Source organism: Bradyrhizobium canariense, assembly GCF_900105125.1.
Classification (GTDB): Bacteria; Pseudomonadota; Alphaproteobacteria; order Rhizobiales; family Xanthobacteraceae; genus Bradyrhizobium; species Bradyrhizobium canariense_A.
The window spans coordinates 3,314,164-3,330,053 of record NZ_LT629750.1 but is presented as its reverse complement, the minus strand read 5'-3'; the positions used below and the strand labels follow the sequence as shown (position 1 = coordinate 3,330,053).

General features: G+C 58.6%; 14 protein-coding genes. 10 read left to right on the top strand and 4 right to left on the bottom strand.

Features of this window, described 5'->3' with window-relative positions; all coding sequences use genetic code 11:
• Positions 1–1,034: 1,034 nt before the first annotated feature.
• Together BLV09_RS38615 and BLV09_RS15920 are read left to right on the top strand one after the other, a co-directional pair.
• Entirely contained in the window at positions 1,035–1,748 is a 714-nt protein-coding gene (locus tag BLV09_RS38615; protein ID WP_146688010.1) for a Crp/Fnr family transcriptional regulator, read from the top strand.
• A gap of 552 nt (positions 1,749–2,300) precedes the next feature.
• Entirely contained in the window at positions 2,301–3,278 is a 978-nt protein-coding gene (locus tag BLV09_RS15920) for a SphA family protein (protein WP_167558751.1), read from the top strand.
• 831 nt (positions 3,279–4,109) lie between these two features.
• On the opposite strand, the gene BLV09_RS15915 is transcribed toward BLV09_RS15920, so the two are convergent.
• The 3 genes from BLV09_RS15915 to BLV09_RS15905 all read right to left on the bottom strand — a co-directional run bounded on the left by BLV09_RS15915 (position 4,110) and on the right by BLV09_RS15905 (position 6,836).
• Positions 4,110–4,499 carry a helix-turn-helix domain-containing protein gene (locus BLV09_RS15915; protein WP_146688008.1) on the bottom strand — a complete coding sequence of 130 codons (390 nt, stop codon included), beginning with the start codon at positions 4,497–4,499 and terminating at the stop codon, positions 4,110–4,112.
• A 223-nt stretch (positions 4,500–4,722) separates the two neighbouring features.
• Positions 4,723–5,613: a helix-turn-helix domain-containing protein gene (locus tag BLV09_RS15910; protein WP_244549110.1), complete on the bottom strand. Its 891-nt coding sequence runs from the start codon at positions 5,611–5,613 to the stop codon at positions 4,723–4,725.
• Positions 5,614–5,750: 137 nt separating this feature from the next.
• On the bottom strand, positions 5,751–6,836 hold the full coding sequence (locus BLV09_RS15905; protein ID WP_146688007.1) for an ABC transporter substrate-binding protein: 1,086 nt from the start codon (positions 6,834–6,836) through the stop codon (positions 5,751–5,753).
• 193 nt (positions 6,837–7,029) lie between these two features.
• Between BLV09_RS15905 and BLV09_RS15900 the strand changes: the two genes are divergently transcribed.
• The 5 genes from BLV09_RS15900 to BLV09_RS38805 all read left to right on the top strand — a co-directional run bounded on the left by BLV09_RS15900 (position 7,030) and on the right by BLV09_RS38805 (position 11,805).
• Positions 7,030–8,187, top strand: coding sequence for a thiolase family protein (locus tag BLV09_RS15900; protein ID WP_146688006.1), 1,158 nt, complete (start codon positions 7,030–7,032; stop codon positions 8,185–8,187).
• Positions 8,188–8,189: 2 nt separating this feature from the next.
• Positions 8,190–8,621 carry a Zn-ribbon domain-containing OB-fold protein gene (locus BLV09_RS15895; RefSeq protein WP_146688005.1) on the top strand — a complete coding sequence of 144 codons (432 nt, stop codon included), beginning with the start codon at positions 8,190–8,192 and terminating at the stop codon, positions 8,619–8,621.
• Positions 8,618–10,147, top strand: coding sequence for a class I adenylate-forming enzyme family protein (locus BLV09_RS15890; RefSeq protein ID WP_146688004.1), 1,530 nt, complete (start codon positions 8,618–8,620; stop codon positions 10,145–10,147). The genes BLV09_RS15895 and BLV09_RS15890 overlap by 4 nt, the downstream gene beginning before the upstream one ends.
• Before the next feature lie 102 nt (positions 10,148–10,249).
• Positions 10,250–10,801 (top strand): TetR/AcrR family transcriptional regulator, encoded by a 552-nt coding sequence (locus BLV09_RS15885; RefSeq protein ID WP_167558750.1) that lies wholly within the window; start codon positions 10,250–10,252, stop codon positions 10,799–10,801.
• 533 nt (positions 10,802–11,334) lie between these two features.
• Positions 11,335–11,805 (top strand): thiamine pyrophosphate-binding protein, encoded by a 471-nt coding sequence (locus BLV09_RS38805; RefSeq protein ID WP_146691142.1) that lies wholly within the window; start codon positions 11,335–11,337, stop codon positions 11,803–11,805.
• Here the strand turns inward: BLV09_RS38805 and BLV09_RS15875 are convergent.
• Positions 11,756–12,352 (bottom strand): TetR/AcrR family transcriptional regulator, encoded by a 597-nt coding sequence (locus BLV09_RS15875; protein ID WP_146688002.1) that lies wholly within the window; start codon positions 12,350–12,352, stop codon positions 11,756–11,758. The two genes, BLV09_RS38805 and BLV09_RS15875, sit on opposite strands and share 50 nt — an antisense overlap.
• Positions 12,353–12,684: 332 nt before the next feature.
• Between BLV09_RS15875 and BLV09_RS15870 the strand changes: the two genes are divergently transcribed.
• The 3 genes from BLV09_RS15870 (at position 12,685) to BLV09_RS15855 (ending at position 15,889) form a co-directional block, all read left to right on the top strand.
• Positions 12,685–13,902: an LLM class flavin-dependent oxidoreductase gene (locus BLV09_RS15870; protein ID WP_146688001.1), complete on the top strand. Its 1,218-nt coding sequence runs from the start codon at positions 12,685–12,687 to the stop codon at positions 13,900–13,902.
• Positions 13,903–13,930: 28 nt separating this feature from the next.
• Positions 13,931–14,719 (top strand): enoyl-CoA hydratase/isomerase family protein, encoded by a 789-nt coding sequence (locus tag BLV09_RS15865; protein ID WP_146688000.1) that lies wholly within the window; start codon positions 13,931–13,933, stop codon positions 14,717–14,719.
• A gap of 366 nt (positions 14,720–15,085) precedes the next feature.
• Positions 15,086–15,889: an enoyl-CoA hydratase/isomerase family protein gene (locus BLV09_RS15855; protein WP_244549109.1), complete on the top strand. Its 804-nt coding sequence runs from the start codon at positions 15,086–15,088 to the stop codon at positions 15,887–15,889.
• Position 15,890: the final 1 nt, after the last annotated feature.

Below are 15,890 nucleotides of genomic sequence, written 5' to 3'. Positions count from 1 at the left end.
CAACCCAAGCAATTCGAGGTATCCGCGCCGACCGAAGTGCGGGAATACCAGTGCGGCCCCTCAATCGCTCCAAGCCCGAGCTGCTCAAGCCTAGGCACAAGGGGTCAGAACGAACGACGTCGTCCATCGCCGGTTTGCCTGTCCGAGATTTATGCCTCCACGGCACGATCGGCCGAAGGCTCGTTTCTCCCGCCTCGTGCCCAGTTTCGTGACTTCGGCACATCCGTTGCATGAGCAAAAACATCGTCGATGCCCGCTCGCTCCTCGACGCAAGAGTGCGAAAGATGAAGTTCACTCACGTGCGTGAGAAGAGACCAGCGTGGTGGTCGCTCCGAGGGCGGACGCGGTATCAGCATAAAATGCCGATCGAACGTCGTTGGTGCAGAAGGTTTGAACATTAATGCTGGGAGCGCAGGGCGACTATCATCGGACAAATCGAATCGCAGCCGGAGCGAGCGCATGAATCTCAAGCAAGTGTATACGACGAGAGCGAGGAGAACTTAATCAAGGCCGAAATAAACCAATGAGCGAGATCACACCGTTGCCCGCCAGCTGCTGCCGTCGTCGCCTGTCCGAAGGCCGGCGCAGGAACGGCGTCCAATGGGATGAGTGTGATTGTCGATCGAGGCTAGAAGAAGCGATCAAACGTTCTCGTGCGCAGCCTACCTGAGGCCTTTCAAGGAAAAGTCTTGCAAAACCAGTTGGAGGACTGTCGATATGAAGGACGGGATCCCAAGCCATTGATTTGGAATCGGGAGGCGGCGTTTAGCCGTAAGGGGCTTTGCCGGAAAGGTGGCCTTTGGATCGGGATCCCTTGCAAACTTGATTTGTGATTCACTGGCCTTGGATTGCTTTGCCGAGGGGGCATGATGCAGCCTCGAGAGCGGAGCGAGAAGGAAGAGCAGGATCTTTTCGCTCTCGGCTCGATCAGATCTCACTGCCGCCCTTCGAACCCTGCCAGCCTAAAGCCAACGTTCTTCATGGACGACTGGTTAGGTTGATGCAACGCAAGTTCCGAATCGGGGCACGAGGAGATGCTTACGCTGTCCACCAGACGTTCATCGGCAAGGAATGCAATACTGGCAAATCTGCCCTTGTCGGCTCTCACAGCAATAAGCTCATTTCTTGAGCCGGTTGTCTTGAAAGAACGTGTTGTGTTGCAAGAGCCTAGGAAGACGGTTGATCGCGTCCTTTTTGTCGAATCAGGAGTTGTTTCGCTGAGGGTCGTCTCCGCGGGCACCATGCTGGAGACTGCGGTGTTGGGGTATCGGGGCGCTGTCGGAGCTGCATCGCTGTTTGGAGGGCACGTTCCGACCCACCAGTCTGTCGTATTGTTTCCGGGAAACGCATTGAGCATTTCGGTTAACGATTTGGGTCAAGTGATGAACGAGCATCCTACAATCCGGGGACATCTAGCGTCATACGTTCAAGCACTCGCCACTCAATGCGCACAAAGCGGATTGTGTGGCGTTTGCCACCGTCTCGAGCAACGATTAGCGTGTTGGCTCTGTCTAACACGCGATGCACTAGACAGCGATATCCTTCCGGTAACTCACAATTACCTCTCCGTCGCACTCGGATTACCGCGCGCAGGTGTAACAAGAGCACTTATCCGCTTTGAGAGTGAGGGCTTGGTTCGGAAGATGCGAGGCGTCTTACAATTGCATGATCGCAGACGTCTCCTGCAAAGGGCCTGTCGCTGCTACACCGTGGTTGCGAGCGCTCATATGAGACAAATGAACATCTAACTCGGGTGGAGCGGGAGACCGACGTTCTTCCACTTGGACCACCAAATAGAGTATCCGCATCCGACCTAAAGCTTGCCGTGACGGCCGAAAGGCTACTCGTCGGCCGAGCGTCCGATGAGAAATAGATGTAATCGACAAGCCGCTGCACCAGCAGCGGCGATCATGTGAGCTTGGGTCTCCTCGCGCCCTAGCCGGAGTTGCCAAGTTTCACAGCGCGATTGGTGTAAAAGACACCGATCTGTTGACTCGAGAACACACTTACGAAGTTGGCGTAGTCTTAGGTGCATTAGGCACCAAGTTTTCGTGAGCGCTGTTCGCTGCACTTTGGCACTGTCATGGCGGACGTCGTCCGACATCGCCCGCGCAGATCAGACTCAGCGTCTGCTCCTATCGTCGATTGCGGCCACGACAACCACGTTTAGCGACGCGGGTCTCTCGGCCATCAACGCACGTGTTCAATGCTCAACATCCGGCTGAGCACGATCACGGTAAACGAAAAGAATGGCGAGGTTCTGTCGCACTAACTTGATGAAACATCAAAGGGGACTGGAAATGACACTTAAGAGGGTACTCGTCGCTGCGGCGGGGTTGTCAATGTGCTGGAGCGCGGCGAACGCTTATGAATTCTCGCCGTACCAACAACAGAGCGGAATATTGATCGGTGCAAGCGCCGGGGTTCCTCCGGAAGGCATCTACATGTTCAATCAGTTCTTTACATACCAGGCCAAACTCGTGGGCCCCGTAACGAATGCAATCGGAAACAATACTGGCGTTCAGGCTGCGGTCGACGTGCAGGGTTTCCTGTTTGTACCAGGATGGACGTTTCTTGGGGCTACGTATGATGCGGTTCTTGCAACCCCGTTTACGATGCAAAGTCTCGGGAGCCCCGTCAACACGCAAGCCGCGGGCATGCACAACACTTATATCGCTCCAATCGAATTGAGCTGGAAGCTGGCGGATACCGGCTTTCGGATCAAGACTGGATTCGGGATGTTTGTGCCCGACGGGACTGTTACGGGTCCTGGCGGGACCGGAAATGTCGGAGCGCCATATTGGACGCTACAGCCGGAAGTTATCGTGTCGTACCTGAAGGATGGCTGGAATTTATCGGCCGCCGTGTACGCGGAATTCAACACCGCGAATAGCATCACAGGGTACACCACCGGCGACATTCTGCATGCGGATTTTACGGCCACGAAGACGATCGGCAAGTGGACGTTCGGGCCAGTCACATACTACACGGGTCAAGTTAGCAACGACAAGTCGAGCGCATATTACGGCAACCTCATTCAGAATGCGAACCGATACGACCTTTGGGCCGTCGGTGGCCTGGTGGGCTACAATTTTGGAGCTGCCTTTTTCAGTGTATGGGCAACACAAGAGGTCTCTGCGCGCGCTTCTGGCGCGAGCTTTGGTGGGGTCGACGTGTCTGGTGTTTCTAAGGGGTTCACTGCGCTCGCTACGCTTAGCTATCGGCTCTGGGCACCAGACGAGACACCAGCGCCCAAGAATCCTCTCTTCCACAAGTAACCTCCGAAGGTCTTTCGACCAACTTCCTCGTGATGCCCCTCAAGGTTGGCAGTTGGAGCAGGAGAGCGCCGGGGCCGCGAGAAGCAGCGGTCCCGGCGATTGCATCAACTCCGAAGCACCACTAGAAGCAATGGTCTACATGATCCCGAAATCGCCGTCATCGGCGGGTTCGTCAGGTAATACGGTCGCCGAAGTTTTTTAAGAATCGGGTGTCGCGGTCAAAGTCTTCGAGAAGATTCTGACATTGGAATTTGGCGCTGCGAGAGCGATTGTCTGTTCTCGGCGTATGCCCGCCGGCGGATCGACACTTCTCGCGCAGGCTATTCGGAATTCCTCAGACATTTGGAGTCGGCGGAGTATCCCGATGCCTTAGCCTGATCGTTTCGATGTGCGCGAGCGCTTCTATTTCAGGAGCGGACGTAGCAAAGCGGATCAGAACCTGCGCAAGGATGACCCATCGTTGGAAGGCCGGAATCCAAGGGCGCGCACGGGCCCGCTCCTAAGCTGCAGCAAACCCTTCGGAGTTCCTTATCATCTTCTTGACACTCAAGAGAGGAGCGGCGTGTCGGGAACAGGCAGCGCACGAGGCCTAGTACGCGAAAGAGCTCCAAGTGATGATTCGTCATTGCTAAGCTGACTTGTAATGTGCTGTCGCATCCTAGGCGGGCATCACCAACGCTATCGCCAACAAGAATGATATCGACGATGGCTTCAGAAACATGGGCATAACCACTCCGCGAGCCGCGGTCATTACGGCGCGTCGGCCCTGCTTGTTCCCGCCGCTGCAGTGTCGGAACCGCGCTCCTCTCGATCATCGCCCCTGAAATGTATTCATTGATCTAAAGCGCCAGCTGGCGGCCTTCCATATCGAGGGATGCACTCATTTTGCAGTTCCTGCTCTTCGGCAGAGTCCGGCCGATTTTTATTCTCTGCAACAAAAGAAGCGCCGAGTACGATGGCATTTGAACCTGGTGCATATTTTTGCTCTTGCGGGAAGTAGACTAACTGACCGATCTCGGTCAGGGTCAACAAGAGACGAGAAACCGTCGATCGTGGAAGACCGCAGCGATCGGCTATTTCGCTGTTGCCCAGACGCATGTTGCGAGCTTCGAAGCAACGTAAGATGTTGAATGCGCGCAATAAGACCTGTATCACATCTCGATTTTTCCTGCCTTTGGAAGTTCCCTCTTGCACTGTCAGTTTCACAGATCGACGTTCCATCGCTCGCTCCAAAAAAATCTGAATGGCAGTTTCGCGTCAAGGCCGAGCACCGCATGGGCCGCAACTACCTCTGGTCCACCTAGGGCGATGCCGCCACCGCCGTTCTCGCCACCGCCGGCTATAACTTCCGACGACTCATTCGTTGGATCGGCCTATTGCTGCACCGATCCTCTCCGCTCTCACTGCCGCCCTTCAAACACTGCCAGCCTAAAGCCAACGTTCTTCACGGACGACTGGTTTGCTGTTCGTGCCACGAAACCGAAAAAGGGGTGCTGAAGCTCGACCGCTCAGCGAGGAAGCGACCGGGACTCTGGCCCATTGCTTTCTTAAACATCGTAATGAAAGCACTGGGCGTTTCATATCCAAGATCAAGTGAGACGGCCTGTACTGATGAACCGGCCGATAGCCGCTGCAACGCAACCAGAATGTGAAGCCGCTGCCGCCAACGTCCGAACGTCATTCCCGTTTCCTTGAAAACCAAGCGTGAAAACGTACGTTCGCTCATTGCATATCGAGCGGCTAACGCGTCAACGGTACTTCGGTCTGCAGGATTGTTCAGCAATGACGACGCTAAGTGTTGCAGCCGGCTATCCGTAGAGATGGGCAGATACATCTCTTCAGTAGACATCTGAACTAGCTCTTCTAATAGCACGCGCCCCAGGCGGCTTGTCGGTCCATCGACAGGATACAAAGGGGGAAATACAGCCAGCCGGTGGATCAGCTCGCGAACAAGGCTCGATATCGTAAATGTGCAGCAGCAATTTGAAAGCATACTAGCTTGTGGATCGATGAAGACTACGTAAACCTTTCCATGATCTGAGACACAGTTGCTGTGGAGGACGCCGGCAGGAATCCAGACAGCGCCCTGCGGCGGCACGATCCAAAGACCGCCTGGTGCGCGACACATAACGGACCCGTGAGCCGCGACGACAAGTTGTCCCTTCTTATGTGAATGAAGCGGAAGCTCGTCGTTATCCTGACCCGTCTCAATGCAGAATGAAATAATCGGCCGATCGAATTGGTCGGGATCAACGGGATCGTAATTGATCCGGAGATCGGGCAAATCCATCCGGGTAAGGCCGTTGTCGATTTCGAAAGCGTTTGACTTGTGCATTGAACGAACTCACTCTCTAGATGCGACTCCGTCTGACGCTCGAATTCGAAATCAGTGCGGACGTGTAAGATCGATGCATAGTGCCGCCTTGAGTCGCAGCATGCATCGATGTCGTCCAAGACGATCTAGACTGGGGCCTATTTTACCGTGTCGAGGTTGAAAGCTTTTGCTTGCGCAACAACGGCCCGCCGATCGTATTTGTTGATATCGTCGATGAGCTCGTTTGTGAACATCCTCGACGCGGGTACGGGCTTAGAGAGTTGCTGCTCCTGCAGGAGAAATTGACCGAGCAACTCCCAATCCTTCTCGATGAACAAACCGTGCTTGTCGCCGACGTCCGGACTGACGCAGCCTTCCATCTTTGAATTGAGAATTGCGACGCCTTGAGCGAGACGAGCCTCCGGATCAGTGATGTTGGGCTTGGCTTCAGGATATCTGGCCCAGGTAATCAGGACTGCTGCGGCGGGATTGGCCAGGGTGAAATCGGTCGCTTTCGAAAGAGCCCGCGCGAAACCGACCAGCATCCCGGGGCGCGTCTTGATCGTCGCCTGCTTGGCGATCAGCGAAATGTCCGGAATTCGCTCCAGCTTCTCGTCGATCTTCAATTGGCGCAAGCTCAGTCCGCTCAGCTGGAGGCGCGCGACGCCGGCATCCCAGAACACGACCGCATCGACCAGCTTCTGCTGGATCGCCGTCACGGCCTGCGCGCCCGCGCCGATGGGAATCCAGCTCACCTCGCTGTTCGGGTCGACTCCGTTCGAACGAAGATAGGCTTTGCCATAGGTCGTGCCGGCGCTTCCGAGTGATGGGACCCCGATCTTCTTTCCTTTGAGCTCGGCCACCGATCGAATGGGACTGTCCGTCGGGACGGAGATCGACCAGATGTTCCGGTACCCGACATTCATGAAGTAGCGGACATCAAGCGGGGCGGTTACACCCTCCTGCATTCCGATCACGGCTTGCGCGGGGGTTGCCTCGCCGATGTCGCCGTTCCCAAGGCCGATCTGGATCGCGACTTCGTTGGAGCCGCCGACTGCGATCAGATCGACGTCGAGTCCTTCCTGGTCGTAGTAGCCGAGATATTTCGCCACCACGAACGGTGCGAGCGACTCGTCGATATTCTTGACCGGGATGAGGGCACGTATTTTCTCGGCCGCGCTGACCGAGGAAGCGTTGGCTGCGAGAAGCGCTGCTGCCAAAACGATCAAGCGACCGATGCCCATGTCTACTATCCCTTTGCGTGGCCAATGCGATCGAGGGGGCGAGCGGCGACGCAGGCTCGCAACCAAGCCCGCCTACTTCCCTCAGCTGTCGTATCATCGACACAGGAAGCCTAGCCCAACCGAAAACTCTGTCAACCGCAATTGTACAGACGTACGAAAAGGCGTACAAATGTACGACAATCGGGAGTGGCGAATGCGCGATGTTGCGATAGTTGGATATGCCGAGACGAAGATCGATGTTGCGACGGGCCGCAACAGCTACGACTTCGCGGGTGATGTGCTGAACGAGATCAGCATCAAGTACGGTGTCGACAGGGACGATATCGACGGTCTTGCGGTGTCGGAAACGATGAGCGAGACGGGGAATCCATTCTGGGCGCAATACATGGCCGACGTGCTCGGCCTGTCCCCGACATGGCTCGAACTCATGGGGATCGGCGGCGTCTCCAGCATCGGAGCCGTCGCCCGCGCGGCCATGGCGATCCGGGCGGGAATGTGCAGCACCGCACTGATCGTCGCATCCGATGCCCAGTCGAGCGGGCGGACCCCCGAGCAGGGCGCGCAGAGATGGGAGTTTCAATACCCGACCGGGCTGCGCGGGCCGGTCGGCGCGTTCGGCGTGATCATGAAGCGCTACGAGCACCTGTACGGCCTGGACAGGCGGGCGCTCGCGCGGCTCGCGGTGACGCAGCGCAACCACGGCCTCATGAATGCGAACGCCTGCCCGCGGCTGCGGAAGCAAATCACGGAGCAGGACTATCTGGACTCCAAACTGGTGTCCGATCCCTTGCGGATGCTCGACAGCGTCATGGTCTGCGACGGCGCGAACGCGCTGCTCATGATGTCGACGGAGCGCGCCAAGGAGCGCGGCCTGAAGACCATCTTCCCGACATCCTATGCCGAACTTTCAGGCTACAATGCCAATAATCCGATGGCGGAGATCGTTGAAAGCGGGTTTCTCAAGGTCGGACCGCGCGCGCTCGCCAATGCGGGCCTCAAGGCGTCCGATATTCAGTCATTCCATCCCTATGACGATTTCCTCATCGCCATCATGCTGCAAATGGAGCAGATCGGATTTTGCAAGCAAGGGAAGGGCGCTGGCTTCATTCTGGATACCGACTTGTCGTTTCAGGGGAAGCTACCCCTGAACACCGGCGGCGGGCAGATCTCGGCCGGTCAACCCGGTCTTGCCGGCGGCGGCCTGAACCTGGTCGAAGCCGCCCGTCAGATGCTCGGAGAGGGCGGTGAGCGCCAGATCGCGAAGATCGACAACGCGATGGTGACGGGCATCGGGGGAATACCCTACGCACGAAATTGGTGCACCTCGGGCGTGTTGATCTTGGAGCAGTGATCATGACAGCAACAGCAAAACCGTCCCGCCCGGCCCCCGTGCCCGGCTTCTATATCGACACGACGGCGTTCTGGGCGGGCGCCCGGCTAGGGAAATTGATGCTGCAATATTGCACCGTGACCCATCGCTTCCAGCATTATCCCCGGCCCGTCAGCGTCTTCACGAGCAAAAGGACGCTGGAATGGCGCGAAGCGTCGGGTCAAGGTACGCTCTACTCCTGGACGGTGACGCGGTCCCCCTGGCCCGGAAACGAGGCCCGCGCGCCTTATATCTGCGCCCAGGTCGATCTTGATGAAGGCGTGCGGTTTCTCTGCAATCTGGTCGACTGCCGCGACGAGGAGCTGGCGATAGGAATGCGGATGACGGTGAGTTGGGATCGCCTGTCCGACGAACTCTCCTTTCCCGACTTCAAGCCTCTCCGGGGGTCGAAATGAAGCTCGGTACTTTTTTGGCGGCGCAGGCGGTGTCGCAGCCGGACAGGACGGCACTCGTCTGCGGCGACCAGTCCATGACGTTCCGCGAGCTGCACGAGGCGAGCGATCGTGTGGCGACAAGCCTGCGAGACGTCGGCGTCAAGATCGGTGATCGCGTGGCGATGCTGCTGCCGAATCGCTGCGAGTTCGTTCTGCTGTTCATGGCGATCGTGAAATGCGGCGGTATCGCACTGCCTCTGAACCATCGGCTTTCGCCGAAGGAGCTGAGACTGATCATCGAGGATGCCGAGCCGGCCGTGATTTTCTTTGAAGGCGGCGACCGGTCGACGGTCGACGGGCTGCTCGACGGGCTCGCGATCGGGCGTTGCGCCATGGACGGGGCCGCTGCAACAGGCGAACTGTCGTTCCGCGATCTGCTCTCGACGAATCCCGCCTTTATCGAAATCCCGCCCGAATTCGACGATTGCATGATTTCCTACACGTCCGGCACGACCGGACGGCCGAAGGGCGTGATCACGACCCAAGCAAACTATATCGTTTCGAATGGCTATCTGAACGGGCTGCAATGGCAGCTGACCGATGCGGACCGCATCCTCATCACCACGCCGCTGGCTCACCGTGCGGGCTTCGCGAGGGTGGGCAACGTCATCGCCCTCGGTTGTACGCTGTTCATGCAGCGAGGCTTCGATGTCGCCGAGCTAATGTCCATCATCGAAACGCAGGCGATCACGGTCATCGGGATTGTACCGACGGTCGGCAGGAAGATGCTCCCCGCCATCGAAGCCCATCCTGATCGCTTCAGATCGTTGCGGATTCTCGTCGCCACGGGCGAAGCATTCCCGACGGACATCAAGCAAAGGCTCCTTACGGCGCTCCCGCAACTAAACATCTTCTCCTTCTACGCCATGACCGAAGCCGGAGCGATCGCGACGCTGCGGCCGGAGCAGCAGATTGATCATGCGGCGTCGATCGGTCGTGCCACGCCGGGTGTGGAAGTACGGCCGGTCGACGACGATGGACGAAACGTGCCGGTCGGCATAGCCGGAGAGATCTGGGTTCGATCAGGCCTGCCGGGTCAGTACCTGATATTCCGAACCTACTTTCGTCAGGAGCAGGCCACCCGAGATGCATTCGAGGACGGTTGGTTCAAGACCGGCGACATCGGACGCATCGACGATGAGGGCTTTCTCTATATCGTAGATCGCAAGAAAGACATGGTCGTCACGGGCGGTTATAATGTCTACTCGAAAGAGGTCGAACTCGTCCTCAGGCGACATGCGGCCGTGGTCGATGCCGCGGTGATCGGCGTGCCGGATTCCGAGTTCGGCGAGGCCGTCGCGGCCTTTATCGAGTGTGAGCCGGGCAATGACGTTCCCGCGCAGGAGCTGCTGGAATGGTGCGCGGAAGAAATCGCAGGTTACAAGAAACCAAAATATATTATTCCGATTCGCGAATTGCCTCGCAACAACCTAGGTAAGGTGCTCAAGCAGGAACTCAGGCAATTGTTCAGGAACGAGCATCCGTAATCCCAGCCCAACCGAGTCATTATGCGCCCTTCTTCGATAAGGAAGTCCATCGAGCCTCCCGCGCCTCGCAGGGAACAGCAGCAGAAATACATCGCGGGCGTGGTGTATGACCTCATTAGCGAGTACGGCATCGAGAATTTGACGATGCGTCAGATTGCTGATGCCGCTAAAGTAAGCTTGGGCACCATCACCTATCATTTCTCAAATAAGAAAGCGCTGATAACGATGGCGCTTGATGCTGGTTATGCTCTTCCCGAGGATTGGGATTCTTTCAGCGGATCGCCAGTTAGCCAACTTAGACGGATCGCACAGTTTTACGCCTTTGAGACACCAAAAAGTCGTTGGTGGAGATTTTGGGTCAATCATCTCGCTATGAGCACCCGCGACGGTGACTTGCAACTGAGCCAGGGTAGGCGCCTCGAGAGGCAGCGAAAATTTTGGGTCAAGCTCATCGAGGATGGCATTCGGCTGGGCGAAATTAAATCTGAAGTAGATCCAGAGACATTGGTAGACGAAATGTTAGTCGAGCTTCATGGGCTGGTAACAATGCAACTTCTGCGACCAACTCCCAAAATGCGGGCCTACGCGCGCGATCGGATCAGCAAGATAATTGCGGCGATCTGCACCCCGCAGGCCGGCGAAAAAATCCGATAGATTGAAGGTTTCGAGGCTGCACCGATCGGAATTTTCGTCTTTCGCGGAGGGTGGCTCATTGCTGCTGCGATGACGAAGGTCGTTTTACCTGAAGGGGCGCTTTAGCACCGACTACGCGAGTGAGCTCGAGGACCGCCCAAGTTCGGGGCGCTTGATGGTAACAAGCTTGGCGGTTGTATCGAGCACGGCATTCTATCTCAATGGGCGTATAGGCGCGGGTGGCGAACGCCAAGCCTATGGCGATCCCTACCTTATTGGACATGTCAACTTTACGGCAAATGTTCTCATCCCGGCGTGGGCAGGCGCGGGATCATCCTGTCGGTTGTTGTCGTAATAAACTGCTGCGAAGCTGCGACTGCGGCATTCATTACAGCACAAAATGCTGAGCGTAATAGTCGACACTCGGTGGACGGTTTCCCCCGACCGTGGATCCGCACCTCTCTCATGAGTAGGACTTACGTTCTAATTCTGGGATCAAAAATGGAAGGCAGACCCGGAGAGGCGGATGCAAGTCGCATTGACGGCGGACAGGTATTAGCGACAACGCGGAAGCGTCTTGGCGTCGATACAATCTTAGGCCCTACGGGGGGCATCTCGACTCCACATATCAGGCCGCCGAGCGTAAGGGCTCGCGAATCATTGATCGCCGTCACGAACAGGCGGCCGGCATCGCGGCACCGGGTGACGCCCGCACCACTCGCGAAGTTTGCGTGGCGACGGTGATAGCCGGAAGCGGTGTCCCCAATGTCGTCACGCCGATCGTCAACGCCGATGCCGATTGCGTCGCAAACGTTGGCGGCCGCGACCGCAAGGAGCACGGGTTGCATGACGAGGCGCGCGCGTCGCCGGTTCCTGTACGCCGCGTTGCTCTGCAACGCGCGTGTAGTAGTGCCGCGTGGTGCAACTGCTCGACGTCCACCGCCCGGCCCAGGCGCAGGCAGGGCAGGTCTAGGGTCAGAGGGCGCCGCGGCCGAGCAGTGCGTGCAGCGCGGCCTGCCGCATGATGAAGATGATCGACACCTCGTCCAGGCCCTTCTTGAGAATCGCAGCCGTGTTGAGCATGGAGAACACGCACTGGGTCAGCAGTCGTGCCTCGGGTTCGGACAGATCGGGCCGCAGCGGGATCACGACGGAGACCCACTCCTCGGCGTACAGCGCCATCTCGCGCCGGATCCGTCTGCGGTCGTGTTCGGGAAGAGCGTGCTCGTTCTTGGTGAAGATGAGCGTACTCGGTGGTCCTTGCAGAATCAGCCGGATGTGGGACTCGACCATCTCCACGATGGCTGCCTCGGGTTCGGTCGTCGTCTCCCCGATCCGCCTTGCGGCCTCGTGCACGGCCTGCGTCGGTTCCTCCAGAACCGCGATCAAAAGTGCCTGCTTGTTCTGGAAGTGGCGATAGAGTCCAGGACCGCTGATGCCGGCGCGCGCAGAGATCATCTCGACGGTGACCGCGTCGTAGGAGTGATGCAGGAAGAATTCGGCGGCAACCGCGATCAACTGCTCGCGTCGCCGGTTCCTGGTGCGCTTAATCGGCAGTGGCTGGATGCTCATCGGTACGTACCGCACCACGCGGCGGGCGCGAGGCAACCCGATATCCCTCGCGCCCGCGTGATCCGTCTCGGGCTCAGCGAACGGATCATGTAAACATCTCTTTTCATCCTAATGTAAATCCTTCCTAACCTTATACGTCGCCGCCGGATCGCGAGTGCGACCTTCTTACCATCTTGTATTACGCATTTGCCCTCATGGCCACTACCTATTTAACGAGCGTTTTCGCGTAAATGGCGTTCTGCAGATCCGGGCATTCGGAAGCCGTTGACAAAACGGGGCGCGCGGCTCAATGTTAGTTGAGATTAACATTTGGGTCGAAGGAGACACAACGCATGCGGTTCATCCTTTTTAGCGAGGGAGAGACCCAGCCGGGACACACCCACGCACAGCGCTATCGCGAGCTCATCGACGAGGTGATCTTGGCGGAGAAGGTCGGATTCGACGCGTTCGGGTGCTCCGAACAACACGTCGCAATCGGCACGGCCGCGACCTCCGCCCCCGAAGTAATTTTCCCGTACCTGATGGCGCTGACCAGCAGGATTCAGTTCATCCATCTGATCACGCCGCTGCCCTTGAGGATCAATCACGCGCTGCGCGTCGCGGAGCGACTGGCGACCGAGGACATCCTGTCCAACGGCCGCGTCGCGCTCGGCGTCGGCCGCGGAAACACCACCCTCGCACTGCGCGCCTTCGAGGTCTCCCCCGAGGAAACGAAGTCACAGCAAATGGAGGGCATCGAGGTCATCCGCCGAGCCCTGTCGAACGACATCTTCTCTTTCGTCGGTGAGCACTACAAGATCCCGCCGCGCAGCCTGGTTCCCAAGCACGTTCAGCAGCCCTATCCGCCGATCCTGATGGCGACCGGAAGCATGGATTCGGTTGCCGCCGCGGCGCGGATGGGCATCGGCGCCATGATGGGTGGTGGCTACGGCGGGTTCGGCTCCCTGCAGAGGATGGCCGACCTCTACGACAAGGAGCTGGCGAGCGCCCAGCACGTGTACCCCGTGCAGGCACAGAAGGTGGCGGTCGTGTCCGGCGGGATGCACTGCGCCGAGACGACTGAGGAGGCGGAGCGGTGGGCGACCACCCTGACCGACAGCGTCCTCTTGTCCATAGACGCCTACGAGCGGCTATCGAAGCTGTCTGCCGACTACGGCTCCATGGGAAAGGTCGGAAATATCGACTTCAGAAACCAGCGCTACCTGTTCGATGAGTCGGCCAGCTTCATCGTCGGAAATCCGAAGGCCTGCATCGCGCAGGTCCAGCGGTTCGTCGACATAGGCCTTGACGCGATCGCGATGCGCGTCGACGGCCTCCCGCACAAGGAGTTGATGAAGTCCATCGAGCTATTCGGCAATTACGTTATCCCGACTTTCAAGAACCCCAGGTCGGTCGTGCGCAGGTCGGATGAAATCCTCGCCGACATCCGAACCGCCCGCCCCGCCCATTACGCCGAGCGCGAGGCTTACGAGCGCGCCGCCAAGAAGAATGGTGAGGCCGCCGCCAAGAAAGCCGACGAGAGCGTCCGGGACCCTGCGGCTTTGGCCTGACGCTTATTCGAACAACCTGGAGACTAAAATGAGCGACAAAAAATACGAAGGCTTACTCGTAGAGATACGTCCGAGCGGTGTGGCGATAATAACAATGAATCGGCCCGAAATCCTTAATGCCATCAATTGGCCAATGCACGCCGCGCTGGAAGAGGTATTCGTAGACCTCGATAACAACCGGGCAGTGAAGGCTATCGTGCTTACCGGCGCTGGTCGCGGCTTCTGCTCAGGCGGCGATCAGAACTCGCTCGATCTGGGCGAGCATAAAATATCGCCTACGCGCTCGGGTCGACACCTCATTAGGAACATCCTTGAGGTAGAGTCCCCCGTCATCGCCGCCGTGAACGGCGCGGCGGTCGGGTTAGGCGCTACGCTCGCCCTGTTTTGCGACGTTATCTTTGCCCAGCCGAGCGCTCGTTTCGCCGATACGCATGTTACGGCCGGTGTCGTCGCCGGCGACGGCGGCGCTGTAATGTGGCCGCTTCTTCTGGGCCCGGCGCGGGCCAAACATTACTTGATGACCGGTGAATTCATTTCGGCGGAAGACGCGGCGGCGGCGGGGATGATCAACAAGGTCGTGCCGGAAGGCACGGTTCTTGAGTATGCGATCGGATATGCCGAATTGCTCGCGAGCGGTCCTCGTGAAGCGATCATCTGGACAAAGTACAGCGTCAACAAGATGATCAAGGAACAGGTGCATCTCAATCTCGACACCGCGATTGCGCTTGAGGCGCTCACGTTCAAAAGCCCCGAGCGGAAAGAGGCCGTCGCGGCCTTTCGGGAGAAGCGCAAGCGCTTCGCAGAAGGCAAAAACTGACGTGAGCTCCGTCGAGCCCAGAGAGCCGGTCCTGGACCGAGCGCTGGAGATCGCCACAAGTCTCGCGCTGGGCTCCCAGCAGGCCCTCCAGGGGATTAAGCGCTCGCTAAACATGGGCTGGCTGACCAGCGCCTTGCCCAGCACGAACTGTCGCTGGCCTTGGAGTTCATCGGCCTTACCTCGAGGTCCGACAGGCCTTCCGCGAAAAGCGGCCCCCGCGCTTCCCCTCGGCCCACGGTGAGGCTCGCTAGACCATGATTACTCGCGCGAGCAAGTAGAGGAAAGACGCATTAGATGATGGCTCCATCCACGAGACACGAGAGCGAGGCGGCTACCGGGCTGCGGACGGCCGACCACGACGGCGTCATGGTCGCAACGCTCGACAGGTCTCCGGCCAACGCCTTGAACCGTCCGCTGCTGCTCGCCATGACGGCGCTGTTCCGAGACCGTGGCGAGCGCCACCCGTCGCCGGTGGTGATCACTGGCGCCGGGGAACGGTTCTTCTGCGTCGGCGGCGACATCAAGGAGGCCGATGGGCCCGCCGCCGACCCGATCGCAGACCGGATGCGAGGGTTCCACAACCTGCTCGTTGCGATGGAGCGATACCCGGCTCCGCTGATCGCCGCCGTCAACGGCGACTGCGTCGGCGGCGGCGTGGAGTACGCGCTCTTTGCAGACGCTGTGCTCGCGGCGCCTCACGCCCGGTTCGGATTTCCGGAAATCAGACACGGCCTTCTACCTGCGGATAAGGGCATCCAGCGCCTCGTCCGACTGATCGGGACGCGGGCCGCGCGTGACCTGCTGCTCAGTGGTGAGCTAATCGGCGCTGATCAGGCGGCGCGGTTGGGTCTCGTCGACGCCATCGTCGAGCCGGACCGACTCGTGGCGGAGGCGCTCGACCGGGCTCGCGAGGCCGGGCGACGAGCGCCTGTCCTCTATGCGGCGCTTAAGCATGCGGTCAACGACTACGACGACATCGAGGACCAACAGCGAGCCGAAATGACGCTCGCCAAGGCTGCCTCCTGGTTCAACGACCCCGTGGCCCGGAGCCTGCGCGAAGGATGGAGGAAGGGCCGGACATCGTCGCTGCCCTCCGACGGAAGGCCGCCAGCACTGAACACCACACCACACGCAGGCCCGGTAGGCCTACTTCACGAACCGGAGCGATGAC